Genomic DNA, 18,355 nt, shown 5'->3' on the forward strand with positions numbered 1-18,355 from the left:
TTCCCCATGTGAGAGTAGGTCATCGTCAAGATTAAATTCCGAAACCCCAATTGCGAAAGCAGTTGGGGTTTTGTTTTAGTAGAAGTTCCCGTTTTTGCTGGCACGTTACCGTGGTAACGGGCTGGTCACAGAATTTCTTGACGACCATAGAGCGTTGGAACCACCTGATCCCATCCCGAACTCAGAAGTGAAACGATGCATCGCCGATGGTAGTGTGGGGTTTCCCCATGTGAGAGTAGGTCATCGTCAAGATTAAATTCCGAAACCCCTGTTTGCTAACGCAGACAGGGGTTTTGTCGTTTCAGAGCCTACAAAAGTCCGATCTTCAAACCGCTCTGCGTGCCTTGCTGCTTCGACGAGCCTGCCATTTGCGCCACCAGATGTAGACGCCAGTCCCCGACAACCCCGCAATCAGAACACCCAATACCGCGATCATCACTTGCCCGGTAAAGCCTATGATCCGTCCTCCATGTATCGGCAACTGCAACCGATAAAACCGCTCTCCCAACGTCCCTTCTCCTGCGATTTCCTGTCCCAGTAACCGCCCGTCCGTACCGTGGAAGAACAACCAGGATTTACCATGGGCCTCGGTGTCATGCTGTCCAAACCCCGCACCGTAGAAGTTGTACTCAAAGCTGTAATACAACTCACCGATCGCCGCAGTCAGTCCCAACCTTTTTCCCTCCTGCTGCGCCCTTTCGTAGGCCTGTTGATAACTCAGTCGAGTGATCCCCAGTTCGTCGGCAGGCATCCGCCCTCGGGCCTCATACACACTCGGTTCAATCGGAGAGAATAGCGACACCACTGGTTTGAAGACCTGACTCGGCAAGTTCATGGCCACGCTGCTGACGGCTATCGGCAGCAATAACAACCACAGCCACAAGCCCCCCGCGCGATGCAGATCGAAGTTGAGCCGATAGGCATGCCCGCCCTTGATCTTCCAGGCCGTCGACCACTTCTTCCAGAACGGTTTACCCCGAGGCAAAGTCAGCCAGAGAGCGATGAAGCAATCGATCACCCAGGCAATGGCCACCAATCCCATCAACAGCAAACCCCAGTTCCCGGGCAGCGTCAGGTTGTAGTGGAACTCGAGAATGAAAGGAATGAAGTTCTCACGCTGGAAACAGCACTCACCCCAGTAACGCTGGCCTTTTTGCTCGCCACTGACCGGGTCCAGGTAGAACACCTGATTACGCTCATCGAACGGTTTGCCCGTCGCCGGATGATTACGTGGAACCGCCGCCAGCAAGGCTGTGTGACCTGCCTCATTCGGATACTCCATGTACCAGACCAGCAGCCTCGGATGTGCAGATTGCACCGCATCGACCAGCTCACTTGGCGGTAGACGCTGCCCCTCGGCCGACGCCGCGTAAAACCCAGGGTTCAGCCACTCATCCAGCTCATGGTTGAACGCCAGAATGCTCCCCGTGATACCCGCCAGCAGCAGAAAAACCGCCGTGGCCAACCCGATATACCGATGCAGTAAAACCAGAAACGAACGCATGAAATTTTCCCCACGAATACGACAAAGCCAGTCCCTGAACATCAGGGACTGGCTTTTTTATGCACAAGACAAAGGCTTAGAACTGGTAGCTGACCGTGGCGGCGACGTTGCGCTCTTCGCCCATGTAGCAGAAGTTCAGACTGGCGCAGGAGGCCACGTAGGATTCGTTGGTCAGGTTGTTCGCATTCAGGCGTACATCGACGCCCTTCAAGCCAACCTTGCCCAGGTCATAACCGATCGACGCGTCGAACAACGTGTAGGACGGCACCTTCATGGTGTTCTCTGCATCCGCCCAGCTGTAGCCGACGTAACGCACACCGCCGCCCACTCGCACGCCATCAAGCGCCGCACTGTCGAACTTGTAGTCCGCCCACAGCGATGCCATGTGTCGCGGCGCCTGGGTTGGCGAGTTGCCTTTGTTCTCGATCACGTTTGTCGGGGTGCTCAGGGTGCTGACCATCGACTTCGAGTACTCGATGTCAGTGAAGGTGTAGCTACCGAGCACTTTCAGGTTATCGGTGAGCTGCATGTGCGCTTCCAGTTCCAGACCCTGGGAGCGGACAGCGCCTACAGCACGGTAGAAGTTTTCCTGCGGCAGTTTGGTCGCCAGGTTTTCCTGATCAATACGGAACAGCGAGGCCGTGAACAGATTATCGGTGCCGGGTGGCTGATATTTCAGACCCGCTTCCCACTGCGTGCCATCCGTTGGAGCCAGCGGATTACCGGCGCTGTCGGCATAGGAGTTGGGGTTGAACGACTCCGAGTAGCTGATGTACGGCGCCAGGCCGTTATCGAACAGATATAGCGCCCCGACACGGCCCGTCAGTTTGGTGCGCTTGTCGCTGATCTCGGTGCCGACCGGACGGCTCGCCTCGGCAATCCGGTTCTCCTCGGACGTCTCTACCCAGTCCTGCCGCAGACCGAGGGAGAAGCGCCATTTGTCCATCTCAATCAGGTCTTGCAGGTACACCCCGGTCTGCTCCAGACGCCGCAGGTAACTGGTCTCACCGTACATATCGATGGCGGCATTGCCGTACACCGGATTGAACGCATTGATCGGCGCCAGACCACCGCTGGTCCAGTCGACCACCGTTTTGCGTCGCTGGTAATCCGCTCCCATCAGCACCGTATGCTTGGTCGCGCCGGTGAAGAATTCGGCCTGGAGCATGTTGTCGACGATGAACGCATGCAGTCGCTCGTCACCTCCGGTGTAGTAGCGGTTCAGCTCGTTGCTGGTCGGCGACGTCCAGCCATAGGCGTACACCTGATCCATGTTCACTTTGGAGTCGAGGTAACGGAAATTCTGCCGCGCGGTGAAGACGTCGTTGAAGCGATGCTCGAATTGATAACCGAATGACTGCTGATCGCGGGAGTAACCATCGACTCCCGGTTCGCCTTCGAAGAAGTGCGGTGAGATCCGGTTGCCGTTGCGCTGATGAATCGTGCCGTCGGCCGGCACGCCACCGTGATAGCCGCCATCCGGGTCATGTTGCAGATACGCCTGCAGGGTCAGCGAAGTGTCTTCGTTGAAATCGATGCTGACCGTCGGTGCGAGAGCGAAGCGTTTTTCCTTGTTGTGGTCGAATTGCGTGTCGGACTGATCCGTCAAACCGATCAGACGATAGGCGATGCGCTTGTCGTCATCGACCGGACCGCTGAAGTCAAAACCGACACCGCGCTGGCCCTGCGTGCCAACGGTGGCCTGAACCTGGTGATAGGCCTCGTACAACGGTTTCTTGCTGGTCAACGCCACCAGCCCGCCCGGTGAGCTGCGGCCGTACAACACCGACGACGGGCCTTTGAGAATGTCCACGCGCTCGAGGAAATAAGGATCGACCTGCATGGTGCTGTAGGTGCCGCTGTCACCCATGGACTTGAGGCCGTCGAGGTAGATGTTGTCCACCGAGCCATCGTTGAAGCCGCGCATCGCCACGTAGTCGTAACGGTGCGTGGCGCCATAGGGGTTGGTCAGCACACCGGGGGTGTAGCGCATGGCCTGGGACACGGTTTGCGAGCCCTGATCGTCCATTTGCTCGCGGGTGACCACGGACACGCTTTGCGAAGTTTCCAGCAGCGCGGTGCTGGTTTTGGTGGCGATCTGACTGTGCGTTGCGTTGTAGCCGTCCATGCTGCCCAGTGCGTTGCCGAGGGCAAAACCTTTGATGTCGGTAGTCGGCAGGGCCAGCGCTTCGGTTTCAGCAACGGAGCGCAACACATAGCTGCTGCCGCCCTGGCTGACCGCCTCCAGACCCGAACCACCGAGCAGATGGCTCAGCGCCTGATCAGTCGAATATTCGCCCTGCACGCCGGGTGATTGTCTGCCTTGCGTCTGCTGCGGGGTCATCGACAACGTGATGCCGGCCTGGCGCGCAAACTGGTTCAGCGCCTCGCCCAATGGCCCGGCGGCGATGTTGTAGCGGTGGCTGCTGACCTCACTGCCGCTCGCCGCGACACTCAGGTTCGGCAGCAGGCCGACGCCCAGTGCGGTGGAGAACAACGCGGCCCGAACGGCGTGGCGCAGAAGGCCCGATTCGGCAGTGAAATTCAGAGGGTTCTTACAGGTAACGCGCGCAGTCATTGTAGGTTTCCGTGGCAAGTCGCGAAGGCTGAATTGAAGTGCTTACTGACTAAGCCGGCCTTGCCACGAAAACCCGCCAAAAAAATTCAGACTGCTCGTTCCAGCGTTACCCACCAGCGGGTGCGATAGCGCAATTGCACCGGCAGCGTCTGCGGCAAAATCGCCAGCAACTTGTCGGTGTCATCGAGACGGAACACGCCGGACAAGCGCAGATCCGCCACCTGCGGGGCGCAACTCAGGAAGCCCTGACGATAGCGGCCAACCTCATTGAGGAAGTCGCCCAGGCGCATATTGCGCGTCACGATAAGTCCGTCGATCCAGGCGCCGGCATCCATGTCCAGCGGCGGAGCGGGACGCACTTGATGGTGGTCGATCAAATAACTCTGACCGGCAAGCACCTCAGTGGAAGCGCCATCGCTCGTCCGTGGCGAATGAATCGCGACTCGGCCACTGGTGACGCTCAGGCGCGTGCAATCACCTTCCTGACGCAGGATGAATCGAGCGTCGAACGGCTCATAACTGCCATGACGATTTTGCACTCGCAGCGGTCGATCAATCCCCGAACCTTCGTCGGCGCCGCCGCAGGTCACGATGATTTCGCCCCGGGTCAGTTTGATCAGCCGCTGTTGCGCGGTGTAATCGAGGTCCACGGCGCTGGCCGTGTTCAGTTCGATCCGTGTGCCATCGGGTAACTGGAATCCGCGGCGCTCGCCGGTGGCGGTGGCGTAATCGGCGCTCCATTGCTGCCAGGCAGACGTGTCTTTGGCCAGCCACGCGGCGGAGCCCATCAACAACGCGCCGGACAGCAGCTTCAACGCCTGACGGCGACCCAGGCTCTGCGCACTGTTTTCCAGTGTGTTGAATGCCACTTGCGCACCCGGAGCGGCGCGCAGATTTTGGGTCAGCTCACTTTGCAACGACTGCACCCGCTGCCAGGCCAGTTCGTGATCGTGGTGTTCGGCGCGCCACTGTTCGCATTGGTGGTTCAGACGCGGATTTCCGTGGTTATTACGCAGGCGCAGCAGCCAGTGGATTGCCTGTTTGACCACTTGTTGCGGTGGTTCGGCGCGGCGGGCGAGTGACACGTTATCGACCGGCATCAGCTTTCGTACCGCAGCACGTAGCAGTGATACAACGCATCGGCGACGTAGCGCTCCACCGAGCGCAAGGACAGGCCCATCTGCTCGGCGATCTGCTTGTGGGTCAATCCTTCGCACTGCGCCAGGAGAAACGCCTGACGTACTTTTGGCTTCAGTCCTTCAAGCATGCGGGCAATGCTTTCCAACAGCTCGATCACCAGTGCGCGGGATTCGGCGCTGGGTGTTTCGGCTTCCGGCAAGTGGGCGATGGTTTCCAGATACGCGCGTTCGATTTCCTCACGACGCCAATGGTCGATCACCAACCCACGAGCGATGGTGCGCAGAAACGCGCGGGGCGCCTTGAGTTCGAGACGTTCGGTGCGTTGCAGCAGACGCACGAAGGTGTCCTGGGCCAGATCCGCCGCATCGGCCGCATTGCCCAGCCGCGCGCGCAACCAGCCGTTGAGCCAGCCGTGATGACGACTGTAAAGCGCCTGTACTGCAAACTCAGGTGAGGACATGAACGCGACAGCCCGAACGTCACAAATGATAATTAGTCGCATTGTCATCAAGGGTTACAGAATTTGCAACCGGCGCTGCAAAACAGTCATTAAAAAATGATGGGCGAACGCTCTGGCACGCCGTTCGGCGGGAATCTGGCAGAAATGCCGTCCATTTCCTACAAAGCGCTAAGTTTTCTCCGAAGCGTGCCGACAGACTGGTGAGACATGCGTGCACCAAAGTAGAGCGGCCATCAGAACGCTGCCTGCGCTGTACATGGAATGTTGCATCCGGAACGCATCCCCACTTTTGGCATAAGAAGTCCCATGAAATGAATCTCAAGTTCAGCCATAAAATCCTGTTGGCCGCCTCGGGCGTCGTGGTCCTGGCGTTCGCGCTGTTCACTCTGTACAACGACTATCTGCAGCGAAACACCATTCGCCAGAACCTCCAGTCCTCCGTCCAGCAGGCCGGCGACCTGACCGCCAGCAGTGTGCAGAACTGGATGAGCGGGCGGATTCTGGTGCTGGAAAATCTCGCGCAGAACGTCGCCCATCAAGGCAAGAATGCCGACTTCCCTGGGCTGGTCGATCAACCGGCCTTCACCTCGAACTTCCAGTTCACCTATGTCGGCCAGGCCAACGGTGTGTTCACCCAGCGCCCTGACGCGAAGATGCCGGACGGCTACGACCCGCGTCAGCGTCCCTGGTACAAGCAGGCCGTGGCCGCTGACCAGACCATGCTGACCCCGCCATACATGGCCGCCGTCGGCGGTCTGGTGGTGACCATCGCCATGCCGGTGAAAAAGAACGGCGAGCTGCTCGGTGTGGTGGGCGGTGACCTGAGCCTGGAAACCCTGGTGAAGATCATCAACTCGGTGGACTTCGGTGGCCTGGGCCACGCGTTCCTGGTCAGCGGTGACGGTCAGGTGATCGTCAGCCCGGACAAAGACCAGGTGATGAAGAACCTCAAGGACATCTATCCGAACACCGATGTGCGCATTCAGAAGGGTAACCAGAATGTGATGCTCAACGGCCAGGAGCGGATCCTGTCGTTCACCCCGGTCACCGGTCTGCCGAATGCCGAGTGGTACATCGGTCTGTCGATCGATCGCGACAAGGCCTACGCTGCACTCAGCCAGTTCCGTACCTCGGCACTGATCGCGATGTTCGTCGCAGTGGGCGCGATTGCGGTCTTCCTGAGCCTGTTGATCACCGTGCTGATGCGTCCGCTGATCACCATGGGCCGTGCGATGCAGGATATCGCTCAGGGTGAAGGTGACCTGACCCGTCGTCTGGTAGTGGAAAGCAAAGACGAGTTCGGCGAGCTGGGCAGTTCGTTCAACCAGTTCGTGGAGCGGATTCACGCCTCCATCTCCGAAGTGTCTTCCGCGACTCGTCACGTACACGACCTGTCGCAACGGGTGATGGCATCCTCCAACGCCTCGATCATCGGTTCCGACGAGCAAAGCGCGCGCACCAACAGCGTGGCTGCCGCGATCAATCAGCTGGGTGCCGCCACCCAGGAAATCGCCCGCAACGCTGCCGATGCTTCGCAACACGCCAGCGGCGCAAGCGAGCAGGCCGATGACGGTCGTCAGGTGGTCGAGCAGACGATTCAGGCGATGACCGAGCTGTCGCAAAAGATCAGCCTGTCGTGCACCCAGATCGAAACCCTGAATGCGAGCACCGACAACATCGGCCACATTCTCGATGTGATCAAAGGCATCTCCCAGCAGACCAACCTGCTGGCGCTGAACGCGGCCATCGAAGCGGCCCGTGCCGGTGAAGCCGGACGCGGTTTCGCGGTGGTGGCGGACGAGGTGCGCAACCTCGCTCACCGCACCCAGGAATCGGCGGAAGAGATCCACAAGATGATCACCTCGCTGCAGGTCGGTTCGCGCGAAGCGGTGACCACCATGAACGCCAGTCAGGCGTCCAGCGAAGAGAGCGTTGAAGTGGCGAACCAGGCCGGTCTGCGTCTGGTCAGCGTGACCCAGCGCATCGGCGAAATCGACGGCATGAACCAGTCGGTGGCAGCGGCTACCGAAGAGCAGACTGCGGTGGTGGAAACCCTCAACGTCGACGTCAACCAGATCAACCTGCTGAACCAGCAGAGCGTGGCCAACCTCAATGAAACGTTGAAGGATTGCGATGCGTTGTCGCAGCAGGCCAACCGTTTGAAACAACTGGTCGATAGCTTCAAGATCTGATCGCTTGCGGTCAAAAAAAGCCCGCTGCGGAGTGATCCGCCGCGGGCTTTTTCATGCCTTACACAAACAGCTTCAGCACATTGCCCATCGCATCATCGGCAAATCCCTGGACGAAATCCTTGAACCCCGGCAGCGCCTCGGGCCCACCGCTGGCCGGCTCGGCGATGATCGTCCAGGTCGCCCGCGATTTGCCCGCGCCCAGCGACTCCACATTCATCGCCGCCCACAGATTGGCCACGCCCAGGGTGTTGTAGATCGTGGTCCAGGTCATGCTCAGCGCCTGGTCGTCCCGGGAGTTGAGTTGCTCGACCACCACGTTGCCATCCTTGAAGAACTTCTTGCGCAGCGACGACACGCCTTCACCGGTCATCTCGATGTGCGACAGCGCCGGAATGAAACGGTCGAAGCCGTCGAATTTGCCGACCACTGCCCACACTTGTTTGGCGTCCACCGGCACTTCCACCGAAGACACGACGTGGCAGCCGTGAGGGTTTTTGATCAGGGTGTCGGGTTGAAGATTGCTCATGGTGTTGCTCCTTGGTGGTTGAGTCAGATGAAGTTGATTTCTTTCAGGTAGTCGCAGCCGCGGCGCAGCAGCGCCGGGGATTTTTCCGGGTAGTGCGCGCCCATCTGTTGCACGCCGGCCTGGGCGTTGGCGTGGCCGATCAGGGAGATGTCGCCGATGTCTTCCTCGAAGCCGTTGAGGTAGAAACCGAGCACGCCGAACAGCGCGTTGTCGGCATCGACCCGGCCCAGTTGCTGTTGCCAGTCGGCAACGCTGACCAGCGAAAATTCGCTGCCGGTTTCGCGGAATGAAGCGACGTAGGCATCCCAGCTCAGGGGCTCGGGGTTGTGCAGGTTGAACACCGCCCGTTCGGGCGAATAACGGCTGGCGTGGAAGGCGATGAAACGGGCGAGAAAATCCACCGGCATCAGGTCGAAATTCAGCGCGAAGGCCGGGACCTGACCGAGCTGGATCGAGCCCTTGAGCATCAGCATCAAACGGTTCTTGTGCGGCTGGCAGACGCCGCTGAGGCTGTTGAAACTGATGTTGCCGGGCCTATACAGATTGACCCGCACCCCGCGTTCCCGCGCCCGTTCGAGAATGCGCTCGCCGACCCATTTCGACAGGTTGTAGCCGTTGCGGATGTAGATCGGCGGCGTCGGTGCGGCGGGCAGTTCCAGCACCCGGCCTGCGTCGTCGACAGTGCTCGACGCCGACAGCGTCGAGACGAAGTTGAACACCTTCTTGCTGCGCCCTTCGCACAGGCGCAGCAGTTCGAAAATCGGCTCGACGTTGTCCGCCGCCAGCGACTCGTAATCGAGGACGTGATTGACGTTGGCCGCGTTGTGCACCAGCGCGCCGAACTCGCGATCCAGTCGCTCGAAATCGTCATCGGCCAGGCCCAGTTGCGGCCGGGTGATGTCGGCCGAATAGACCCGCACCCGACTTAGGTCCAGGTGCTCCAGGCGGTTTTCTCGAAGCGAATGGGCAAAACGCTGCCCCGCCGTTTGCCCGCCGCCGTCGCGAACCAGGCACGCCACTTCGCTGGCGCCCCAACCCAACAACGCCTCGACGATGTGCACGCCGACAAAACTGTTGGCGCCGGTGACGATCACCTTGTGCACATCGCCCATGCGGCTGATCGGCAACGGCTCGATTGCCAGCGGTCGCTCGGCGTCGGCCATCGCCTGGGCGCTGAGCACCGCGCTGTCATCGGTGCCGCGCACCAGCGTGGCGAGCTTGATGATGGTTGGCAGTTCGATGAAGCGGTTGATGGAGATGCTGCGGCCGAATTCCTCCCGCAGACGCAGGAGCATGCGCGACAGCAGAATCGAGTGGCCACCGAGATTGAAGAAGCTTTCGTCGGTGGAAATGTCGCTGGTCGGCAGCTCTAGCAACTCGCCCCAGATCTCCAGCAGCAGCGCTTCATCGGCGTTGGCCGGCAGGCATTTCGGGCCGCTGTCCTGCACGCTCACCGGTAGCTCCAGCAAGGCCTTGCGATCGACTTTGCCGTTGGCGGCGAAGGGCATGTTCGGCAGTTCCGTCCACGCCACCGGCTGCATGTAGTCGGGCAAAAACTGCTGGGCATGTGCCTTCAGCGCATCGCGGGCGGAATCCGATTGCGGTTGAGCGAGGAACGCCAGAATCCGCCGCTGACTGTCGATCACCACGGCGATCTGCCGATACAACTGGCTCTCGCGCAGACAACGTTCGATCTCTTCCGGCTCGACCCGGAAACCCCGGATTTTCACCTGATTGTCGCGGCGTCCGCACAGTTCGATACCGTCTTCACTCCATTTGGCCATGTCGCCGCTGCGATAGGCGCGCAGACGCTGGCCGTCCGGCAATTCCAGGTCCAGATAGCGTTCGACGGTCTGCTGCGGATTGTTCAGGTAACCCAGACACACGCCTGGGCCGACGATGAACAGCTCGCCCACCGTTTGCTCGGCCACCGGTTGTAGATCGTCATCGAGAATCAGCACCTGGCTGTTGGCGATCGGTCCGCCGAGGGTGCGATTGCTGTCGCCCGGTTGCAGTTGCCGCGCGGTGATCAGCACCGTGGCTTCGGTGGGGCCGTAGAGGTTATGCAGCTTGCCCTGGCGCGTCAGTTGCTCGATCACGAACGGCTCGCACACGTCGCCGCCGGTCATGATCTGCCCGACGCTTTGCAGTTGCTCCAGCGGCAGGATGCTCAACAACGCCGGCGGCAGGAACGCATGGGTCAACTGTCGACGGCGAATCAGCGCCACCAGTTGCAGCGGATCGCGGCGCTGGTTGTCGTCGGGCACCACCAGTTCCGCGCCTTCGAGCAAGGTCGGGAAGATGTCGATCAATGAAGAGTCAAAACTCAGCGACGAGAACTGCAACACCCGACTCTCGGCGTGCAACTGCACGTAATCGGCGTACCACGCGGTGAAGTGCGCGAGGTTCGCCTGACTGAGCAGCACACCTTTCGGATGCCCTGTAGTACCCGATGTGTAGAGCGCCATGCACGGCGCATCGAGCTCAGGCCGACGACGCATCAACGGCAACGACAGATCGGCGACATTGCTGTCGATACGGCTGACATCCAGCCCTGGCATCGAATCGCTCAGCGGATGTTCGCCGTCGTGCAGCAGCAACACCGCCCCGGCGTTTTCCAGAATGTACTGCTGACGCTGAAGCGGATGGCTCGGCTCCAGCGGCAGGTACACCGCGCCGCTGCCGAGAATCGCCAGGATCGAAGCAAACAGCGCATCGCATTTCGGCAGACAAATCCCCACCACCCACGGTTGCGGTTGTGTCTCCAGCATTGCCAGCAACCGTTGCTGGATCGCCCGGCTGTGATCATGCAACTGGCGATAGCTGATCGACTGCTCGGCGAGGTGCAGCGCCGGGCGCCCGGCATGTTCGATCAGACTCTGTTGCAGCCGCTCGATGACCGGGATCTGAGCCTGTTGCAGCAACGCCGGGTTGGCCGTGGCATTGAAGCGGTGGACGTAGGCCAGATGATCGAGAAACAGCAGGTTTTCCACCTGCTTGAAGTCTGGCGCACGGGCGGTTGCCGCGTGCTGGAAGTATTCGGCATCGCGGGAGAAACGACTGACCAGCAGCGCCACTTCGTCCACCACTTGCGCCAGTGTTCGCTGGCGCAGGGCCTGACCGTTGCCGGACGGTTCGTCGGCGATGGGCACGCGGCTCAGCAGTGTCGAGTTGCAGAGGCACAGCAGATCGAGCACCGGCAGTCCGCCGACGCCCGTTGCGCCGATACCCAGACGCAAGGTCAGGTGCGGTGTCGCGCCGTGATCCTGTAGCGCAAGACTGCCGTCATCGATTACCAGATCCACCGACGGAACAGCGTCTGTCAGCAATGCATGACCGTGTTGTTCGAGCTCCTGCGCCAGGTCGGTCAAGGCCTGGCTGCGGCCCATCAGCAAAATGTCGAGACGTCTCATGTCAGCCTCCTTGTCAAACCAGGTAGTCGCGCAGGGCGTGCTGTACGCACGGGGTGTCGAGCAGTGAGCTGTTGTGGAAAAACCGCACGATGTTGCCCACCAGCGGGTGGTGGCGATTGATCGGGAAGGCCAGCCCGGCCATCTCGTCTTTCAGTGCGCGGCGGGTTGCGTCGTTGACCGGCAAGGCATCGATCAGACGCAGGTCGAAGGACTTCTGGATGTCGTTGGTCAGGTAGTGGCCGATGAACACCGGCAGGATCTGCGCGATGCATTCGCGATCCGCGTCGCTCGCGGTGTGCCAGTAGATGCGCACCATCCGCGCCCAGAAACTCGAATGGCGACCCTCGTCGAGCAAGTGGTCGGCCATGAGCCCCTTGATCGACGGCTTGACCGTGTCGTCCCGGGCGAACGCCGCGACATCACCAGTCACGGTGTTCTCGGCGATGGCCACGCAGATCAGCTCCACGGCGCTGCGCAGATGTTCCGGGGCCAGTTCGACGGCGGCCGGAATCGCCCGGCTCAGTTCGATTTCATTGGGCAACTCGATGGGCTGGATGCCGGTCATGGCCACGGTCTGCTGCATGAAATCCATCGCTACCAGTGCGTGGTAATCCTCGTCCACGACCACGGTCATGGCGTCGTAGCGACAGGCGAACGGGAAGGCCACGGCGAAGCGGTTCTTGGCGATGCTGCGGGCGGTCTTGTCGACGATTTCGGTCTCGAAAATCACCACGTCGTTGATGAATTTGTACAGCGTCTGAACCAGCGCGAAATCCCGTTGCTCGGGGCATTCGCGCAGGAACGTTTCACTGAGCACCAACGGCTGGCGGCTGAGCGGGTAGATCAGCCGCGCGTCGTCCTCCAGCACGCGGCGCGGTCGGGTGCGGATGGTGGCGCGGCTTTCCCAGGCGTCGGCGAAGGATTGGTAGTCGGCGGCGTTCATTCGGCCACCTCCGCCAACGGCTCGCGCATGCTGAGGCGCAGGCCGTCCCACAGGGCGATGCGGCTTTCCACGGCGGCGACGGCGCTGGCGTAGACCTCGGCTTCACGCTGCGGATCGCCATCGACCAGTCGCTCCAACAGTTGCTCCGCCGCCGGGCCGTGGTCTTCGGAGTCGACTTCGATGTGTCGTTCCAGGTAATAACGGAAGGTCGGCGCCTGTTCGACACCGATGCCCCAGGCATCGAGCATGCGCTGGAACATGGTCGGGATCACGCTTTCGCGGCCATGCAGGAAAGCGGCGGCGACGCTGTGCCCTGGCGCATGCAGCGCGGTGTGCAAGGTGTCGCGGACGAACTGCGCGGCGGCCGGGTCGACGTCGACGCTTTGCAATGCGACGTCATAGCTCACGCCTTCCTGTTGCAGCGCGACGAAACGCTCCACCGCCGAGGTGCTCGCACCGACTTCGCGCATCGCATCCAGGTACAACTCGAAGTGACTGTAATGCCCGTGTGACAGCCGATCGTCCGACTCTTCGCCGAGCACGATTTCATTGATCAGCCGCGCGGCGTGCGGATCGCGCGGCGGTAGCCACGGCAGACGGGTGCACGTCAGTTCCTGTTGCAGTCGTTTGGTCAGCGACATGAAGTCCCACACGGCAAATACGTGGGACTCCATGAAGCGTCGCAACACCGACAGCGAATCGATTTCGGAGAAGATCGGGTGAACGCTGAGTTCGGCTTTCTTTTGGGCGAGTTGTTCTTTAGTTGGCATGATGCGAGCCTCTGGCTTATAGGGATATAGGGACTTCTCAATCAATGGCTAACAACGTTGGATATAGTTTCCAGGCGAGCGATAGCCTCATTCGTTTCGATGAAAGTTAAAGTTTCATTGAAAGCCCAGGTACAACGGCATACCGCTGAAGGCGGCTGTGAACTGGGCAATATTGCTGGGTCTCGCCGGTTTGTCGGTTCGCTACAAAACCCGGCGTAGAAAAACTAATACATCGCAAAACAACTTAACAAGTATATTTTCAATTAATTTAAGTTGGCCGTTTTTCAAGTATGAGCGAGGCTGATAAAACTTTTAAGTTGAGTTTTATTTGGGCGTAGTTGCTCCTTTCGGCGTTTAAAGGCCAAAATTGAATAACAAGAGTGAATGCCTCACTCAAAGCAACTTTCTAATGAAGTAATTGAAATGATCTGAGGGGATGAAGTTGGCCTGATACGGCGGCGAATCTTCCTTTTCCCGTGACAAGGCTCCTTCCGTAGGTTCCTGGTGCGGAGACTGCTGCCGGGGCGGCGCGTCCCCGTTCTATTTGGGTTGGCGATTCAAGGGTGCGCGTAAATCGGCGCCGCGGCTATCGTCGAAAATGACTTCCTTGCGGTGCAAATTCCGGGCTGTTCGAAGCAGGGGGAGGTTAGAGCGCAGGCGCCGAAGTGCCACGGCAATTGAGCGTGACCGGCGTGGGGATTTGTAAGCGGGTTATTCGCCGGGGGAGCGGGGGCTCACCCGGGAGAGGACTTTCAGAGTGCCGCCTGGCGGCCTTTGGAGGCGGAGCTGGCCAGATAACGAGTGATCACCTCGACACCCCGATTGAGGTGCTGCTCCAGAAGCGTCACTGCATGTTGGGTGTCGCGGTCTTTAACGGCCTGCAACAGCGCCCGGTGATCGTCCTGGGACAGTTTGCCCAGGCCCATGGCCTCGAGGTTGAAACGCAGGAAGCGCTCCTCTTCATTCAAGCCATCCTCGACCAGTCGCAGCAGTCGGCCGTTCGGGGATCTGCAGTAAAGCGCCATGTGGAACAGACGGTTGAGCCGGCCGATCTCGGTGTAGTCGTGCTCGGTTTCCAGCTCTTCGATGTAGCCGGCGGCGCGATCGTGATCGGCAGGGGTCAGCAGCGGGATCGACTGGCGCAGCGCTTCGGATTCCAGCAGGATGCGCAGCTCATAGGTTTCGGTCGCATCACCCTGAATCAGCGGCGCCACGACGGCCCCTTTGTGCGCAACCACATTCAGCAGGCCCTGGGCTTCCAGCTGACGCAAGGCTTCGCGCACCGGCATGCGGCTGACGCCGAACAGATCCGCCAGGTCTTGCTGGCGCACGGCGGTGCCGCACGGCAGGCGACCATCGAGGATCGCCGAGCGCAGGGTTTCTTCGATGACCGAACGCGCCAGGTGCGCAGGAATCGGGCCTTCGACTTTGATGCTGTGGAGTGGCTTGGGCTTCTGGGTCACAACTGCACACCCTGTTGACGGCTGAATTTGGATCCAAAGGACACTAGTGATTGCTCTACAGGTTGTCAAACCGTGTAGAGGAACCCTGTCACATCTGAAGTTTAGCGCGCCAGCGATGATCTCAGGGTGCCATTGTTTTTTGCTGGACTAACCTTCACCATCAAACGCCTTTCTTCCCTGCCCTGGATGCCTTGCATTGGCGGTACGTTTCGCGATCCCTCGGATTGTGCGCTGGCTTGCCTGCGCGCTGCTGCTGGCCGGCGCCATGCTGGGCGGTCTGCATGCCGATTGGGATTTTTCCGCGATCAGTCGCAAGGCTACGGCGTTGTACGGCCCTCTGGGCGCCGGACAGCAACGGATCGATGCCTGGCAGAATCTGCTGGCCACGCAGAAGCAGGTCAGCGAAATGGAAAAGCTCAAAGTGGTGAACCTGTTTTTCAACAAACAGATGCGCTACGTCGAAGACATCGACCTGTGGGGTGAAGTCGATTATTGGGAAACCCCCATCGAGGCCTTGTGGAAAGGCGCCGGCGATTGCGAAGACTATGCGATCGCCAAGTATTTCAGCCTGCGCCATCTGGGGGTGGCCAGTGACAAGTTGCGCATCACCTACGTCAAGGCCTTGCGCCAGAACCGCGCTCACATGGTCCTGACTTACTATTCCAGCCCTGACGCCATGCCACTGGTGCTCGACAGCCTGATCGACCCGATCAAGCCGGCGTCCGAGCGAACCGATTTGCTGCCGGTCTACTCTTTCAATGCCGAAGGTCTGTACCTGCCGGGAGCGAAGGGCAACAAGAAGGTCGGCGACACCAAACGTCTGTCACGCTGGCAGGATGTGTTGAAGAAAATGCAGGCCGAAGGATTCCCGGTCGAGACGACTAACTAGGAGCACGCGCTCAGATGTCCTTGTTCAAACAGCTGTTGATCGCTATCTGTCTGTTCCTGGTGGTCGCCTTCACCGGCAGCTTCATGGTCAGTCTGGAAAGCTCGCGCACCCAGTACGTCAATCAGTTGCGCTCCCACGCCCAGGACGCCGCCACGGCGCTGGCGCTGTCGCTGACCCCGAATATCGACGACCCGGCGATGGTCGAGCTGCTGGTCAGCTCGATTTTCGACAGCGGTTATTACTCGAGCATCCGCGTGGTCGATCTGAAGACCGACCAGACCATCGTCGAGCGCAACGGCATTCCGGCGGTCACCAATGTGCCGGACTGGTTCGTCAAACTGATCGGCCTGGAACCGGCCGGTGGCGATGCACTGGTCAGCCGTGGCTGGGAGCAGGCGGCTCGGGTCGAGGTGGTCAGTCACCCGATGTTCGCCCTGGCCAAACTCTGGCAGAGCGCCCTGGGCAGCCTTGGCTGGCTGCTGGTCTGTGGCGCGGTGAGTGCGGTGCTCGGCGCGCTGTTGCTGCGTCGACAACTGAGGCCGCTGGATTACATGGTCAAGCAATCCCACGCTATTGCCCGCCGCGAATTCCTCAGCCTGCCGGACCTGCCGCGCACGCCTGAACTGCGCCGCGTGGTGTTGGCGATGAACCAGATGGTCGAGAAGCTCAAGGCGCTGTTCCAGGAGCAGGCCGAGCGCAGTGAAAAACTGCGTACCGAGTCCTATCAGGACAACCTCACGGGGCTGGCCAACCGGCGCTATTTCGAGATGCAACTGAACGCTCGCGTGAGCAACCCGGAACAGGCCAGCTCCGGTTATCTGCTGCTGTTGCGGGTCAAGGATCTGGCCGGACTGAACCAGCGCCTCGGCGGTCAACGCACCGATGAATTGCTCAAGGCCGTCGGCGAGCAACTGTCTCGCGAGTGCGCCAAATACCCGGAAACCCAGAATCTTGTCACACGTATTCGCGGCGGTGAATTTGCCGTGCTGGCGCCGGGCCTGACGCGGGAAGAAGCGCTGCAACTGGCGCAAAGCCTCGACGGTGCGCTGAGCAGCCTGCACGCGACAGGCGCCACCGACGTGGCGGCCGTGGCCTCCATCGGCCTCGCACCGTTCGCCCACGGCGATTCGCCGCAAGCGGTGCTCAGCCTCGGCGATCAGGCACTGGCCCAGGCCGAAGGTCAGGGCGAGCAGAACTGGGCGTGTCTCGATCAGAGCCTGGTGGCGGACGTCGGTGACGATCACCACGCCTGGCATCGTTTGCTCGATCAGGCCCTGAATCAGCGGCGTTTCGAGCTGTTCTTCCAGCCGGTAGTGGCGGCGCAGGACACGCAACTGGTGCTGCATTACAAAGTGCTGTCGCGCCTGCTCGACGAACAAGGCCAGACCATTCCCGCCGGACGCTTCCTGCCGTGGCTGGAACGCTTTGGCTGGACCGCGCGGCTGGACCGACTGATGCTCGAGCGGGTACTGGAGCAAATGGCCGGCCATGAAGAGTCCCTGGCGCTGAACCTGTCCTCGGCGACCCTGGCCGATCCGCAGGCGCTGAACAAAGTCTTCGAGATTCTGCGATCTCACTCCAATCTGGGCTCGCGCCTGACCCTGGAAATCGGCGAGGAGCAACTGCCGGAGCAAGCGGTGCTGGAACAGTTGACCCGCCGCCTGCGCGAACTCGGTTTCTCCCTGAGCCTGCAGCGCTTTGGCGGGCGCTTCAGCATGATCGGCAACCTGGCGCGGCTGGGGCTGGCGTACTTGAAGATCGATGGCAGCTACATTCGCGCGATCGACCAGGAAAGTGACAAACGTCTGTTCATCGAGGCGATCCAGCGTGCGGCGCACAGCATCGATCTGCCGTTGATTGCCGAGCGGGTGGAGACGGAAGGGGAATTGTCGGTGATTCGCGAGATGGGGTTGTATGGGGTTCAGGGACAGCTCTTCGGTGAGCCAAAACCCTGGTGATGAATTGTCCGTTAACTGATCGTTCCCACGCTCTGCGTGGGAACGATCAAACAAGACAAAAAGATCAGATCAACCCAGTCTCTTCATCATCAATCAACTGACTCAACCCGCCCAGCGCTTCCCGGGCCTGGGTACGGTCCATCAACTTGGCCTGGGCCGCCGGCGGCAGGTCGGTAACGCGGATCACGCCTTTGCTGGTCAGCACCTGAATCAGGTCGTCGAGTACCCGGATCATTTCCAGGTCGCTCTGCTTGAGCTGCTTGAGGCTGTTTTCCACCGCGGCGTTGGCAAACCAGGCCTGGATTTCATGGTGGTCGGCGGGCAGCGTTTCCGTGGCCTCGGCCCAGGCCGCAGCTTCCACGCGAACCAACTGACCCTGCGCATCGCGTTGCACGTAAAACATTGAGCATCCCTCAGAAATGAACCCGCGTCATGCTGTCAGCAGCATAGCCAACTGCGCGCGAGTATGCGGTGCGCCGACGAAATCGTCACCGGGGTGATGGGCGCAAACGTGACGGC

At 60.3% G+C, this 18,355-nt stretch carries 13 protein-coding genes and 1 rRNA gene; 4 read left to right on the forward strand and 10 right to left on the reverse strand.

The genetic code is table 11. The annotated features are described in order from the left end of the window. Nucleotides 1-136: 136 nt before the first annotated feature. Nucleotides 137-252, forward strand: a 5S ribosomal RNA gene (gene rrf / locus AC07VV_RS15765). A 73-nt stretch (nt 253-325) separates the two neighbouring features. On the opposite strand, the gene AC07VV_RS15770 is transcribed toward rrf, so the two are convergent. The 4 genes from AC07VV_RS15770 to AC07VV_RS15785 all read right to left on the reverse strand — a co-directional run bounded on the left by AC07VV_RS15770 (nt 326) and on the right by AC07VV_RS15785 (nt 5,682). Further along, nucleotides 326-1,504 carry a PepSY-associated TM helix domain-containing protein gene (locus AC07VV_RS15770; RefSeq protein WP_495036749.1) on the reverse strand — a complete coding sequence of 393 codons (1,179 nt, stop codon included), beginning with the start codon at nt 1,502-1,504 and terminating at the stop codon, nt 326-328. Nucleotides 1,505-1,580: 76 nt separating this feature from the next. Next, nucleotides 1,581-4,082: a TonB-dependent siderophore receptor gene (locus AC07VV_RS15775; protein ID WP_495036750.1), complete on the reverse strand. Its 2,502-nt coding sequence runs from the start codon at nt 4,080-4,082 to the stop codon at nt 1,581-1,583. An 86-nt stretch (nt 4,083-4,168) separates the two neighbouring features. Further along, nucleotides 4,169-5,182 carry a FecR domain-containing protein gene (locus AC07VV_RS15780; RefSeq protein ID WP_495036751.1) on the reverse strand — a complete coding sequence of 338 codons (1,014 nt, stop codon included), beginning with the start codon at nt 5,180-5,182 and terminating at the stop codon, nt 4,169-4,171. Continuing rightward, the gene (locus AC07VV_RS15785) at nt 5,182-5,682 is read right to left on the reverse strand and encodes a sigma-70 family RNA polymerase sigma factor (RefSeq protein WP_192559431.1); all 501 of its coding nucleotides are present in this window, start codon (nt 5,680-5,682) and stop codon (nt 5,182-5,184) included. The genes AC07VV_RS15780 and AC07VV_RS15785 overlap by 1 nt, the downstream gene beginning before the upstream one ends. 311 nt (nt 5,683-5,993) lie before the next feature. Between AC07VV_RS15785 and AC07VV_RS15790 the strand changes: the two genes are divergently transcribed. Beyond that, a complete protein-coding gene (locus tag AC07VV_RS15790; RefSeq protein ID WP_495036752.1) occupies nt 5,994-7,874 on the forward strand; it encodes a methyl-accepting chemotaxis protein in 1,881 nt (626 codons plus the stop codon). Nucleotides 7,875-7,932: 58 nt separating this feature from the next. On the opposite strand, the gene AC07VV_RS15795 is transcribed toward AC07VV_RS15790, so the two are convergent. The 5 genes from AC07VV_RS15795 to AC07VV_RS15815 all read right to left on the reverse strand — a co-directional run bounded on the left by AC07VV_RS15795 (nt 7,933) and on the right by AC07VV_RS15815 (nt 14,989). Further along, on the reverse strand, nt 7,933-8,400 hold the full coding sequence (locus AC07VV_RS15795) for an SRPBCC family protein (RefSeq protein WP_085748542.1): 468 nt from the start codon (nt 8,398-8,400) through the stop codon (nt 7,933-7,935). Nucleotides 8,401-8,423: 23 nt separating this feature from the next. Further along, on the reverse strand, nt 8,424-11,813 hold the full coding sequence (locus AC07VV_RS15800) for an amino acid adenylation domain-containing protein (protein WP_495036753.1): 3,390 nt from the start codon (nt 11,811-11,813) through the stop codon (nt 8,424-8,426). 13 nt (nt 11,814-11,826) lie between these two features. Beyond that, nucleotides 11,827-12,756: a diiron oxygenase gene (locus tag AC07VV_RS15805; protein WP_495036754.1), complete on the reverse strand. Its 930-nt coding sequence runs from the start codon at nt 12,754-12,756 to the stop codon at nt 11,827-11,829. Beyond that, the gene (locus AC07VV_RS15810; protein ID WP_096823044.1) at nt 12,753-13,526 is read right to left on the reverse strand and encodes a DUF3050 domain-containing protein; all 774 of its coding nucleotides are present in this window, start codon (nt 13,524-13,526) and stop codon (nt 12,753-12,755) included. Before AC07VV_RS15810 ends, AC07VV_RS15805 begins: the two co-directional genes overlap by 4 nt. 752 nt (nt 13,527-14,278) lie before the next feature. Beyond that, complete coding sequence (locus tag AC07VV_RS15815) at nt 14,279-14,989, reverse strand: GntR family transcriptional regulator (protein ID WP_495036755.1); 711 nt, start codon at nt 14,987-14,989, stop codon at nt 14,279-14,281. Between the two features lie 196 nt (nt 14,990-15,185). On the opposite strand from AC07VV_RS15815, the gene lapG reads away from it, so the two are divergent. Both lapG and lapD read left to right on the forward strand, forming a co-directional pair. Next, nucleotides 15,186-15,878, forward strand: coding sequence for a cysteine protease LapG (lapG, locus tag AC07VV_RS15820; RefSeq protein ID WP_096823042.1), 693 nt, complete (start codon nt 15,186-15,188; stop codon nt 15,876-15,878). Between the two features lie 14 nt (nt 15,879-15,892). Further along, nucleotides 15,893-17,836, forward strand: coding sequence for a cyclic di-GMP receptor LapD (lapD, locus tag AC07VV_RS15825; protein WP_495036756.1), 1,944 nt, complete (start codon nt 15,893-15,895; stop codon nt 17,834-17,836). 64 nt (nt 17,837-17,900) lie between these two features. Here lapD and AC07VV_RS15830 read toward each other — a convergent pair whose 3' ends face one another. Continuing rightward, nucleotides 17,901-18,239, reverse strand: coding sequence for a tryptophan synthase subunit beta (locus AC07VV_RS15830; protein ID WP_096823040.1), 339 nt, complete (start codon nt 18,237-18,239; stop codon nt 17,901-17,903). Nucleotides 18,240-18,355: the final 116 nt, after the last annotated feature.

It is taken from the genome of Pseudomonas sp. GW821-FHT02C04, assembly GCF_059421845.1.

Bases quoted from the DNA above. Each gene is read 5' to 3' on its own strand.
- AC07VV_RS15770 (WP_495036749.1), bottom strand. From the start codon at position 1,504: ATGCGTTCGTTTCTGGTTTTACTGCATCGGTATATCGGGTTGGCCACG.
- AC07VV_RS15775 (WP_495036750.1), bottom strand. From the start codon at position 4,082: ATGACTGCGCGCGTTACCTGTAAGAACCCTCTGAATTTCACTGCCGAA.
- AC07VV_RS15780 (WP_495036751.1), bottom strand. From the start codon at position 5,182: ATGCCGGTCGATAACGTGTCACTCGCCCGCCGCGCCGAACCACCGCAA.
- AC07VV_RS15785 (WP_192559431.1), bottom strand. From the start codon at position 5,682: ATGTCCTCACCTGAGTTTGCAGTACAGGCGCTTTACAGTCGTCATCAC.
- AC07VV_RS15790 (WP_495036752.1), top strand. From the start codon at position 5,994: ATGAATCTCAAGTTCAGCCATAAAATCCTGTTGGCCGCCTCGGGCGTC.
- AC07VV_RS15795 (WP_085748542.1), bottom strand. From the start codon at position 8,400: ATGAGCAATCTTCAACCCGACACCCTGATCAAAAACCCTCACGGCTGC.
- AC07VV_RS15800 (WP_495036753.1), bottom strand. From the start codon at position 11,813: ATGAGACGTCTCGACATTTTGCTGATGGGCCGCAGCCAGGCCTTGACC.
- AC07VV_RS15805 (WP_495036754.1), bottom strand. From the start codon at position 12,756: ATGAACGCCGCCGACTACCAATCCTTCGCCGACGCCTGGGAAAGCCGC.
- AC07VV_RS15810 (WP_096823044.1), bottom strand. From the start codon at position 13,526: ATGCCAACTAAAGAACAACTCGCCCAAAAGAAAGCCGAACTCAGCGTT.
- lapD (WP_495036756.1), top strand. From the start codon at position 15,893: ATGTCCTTGTTCAAACAGCTGTTGATCGCTATCTGTCTGTTCCTGGTG.
- AC07VV_RS15830 (WP_096823040.1), bottom strand. From the start codon at position 18,239: ATGTTTTACGTGCAACGCGATGCGCAGGGTCAGTTGGTTCGCGTGGAA.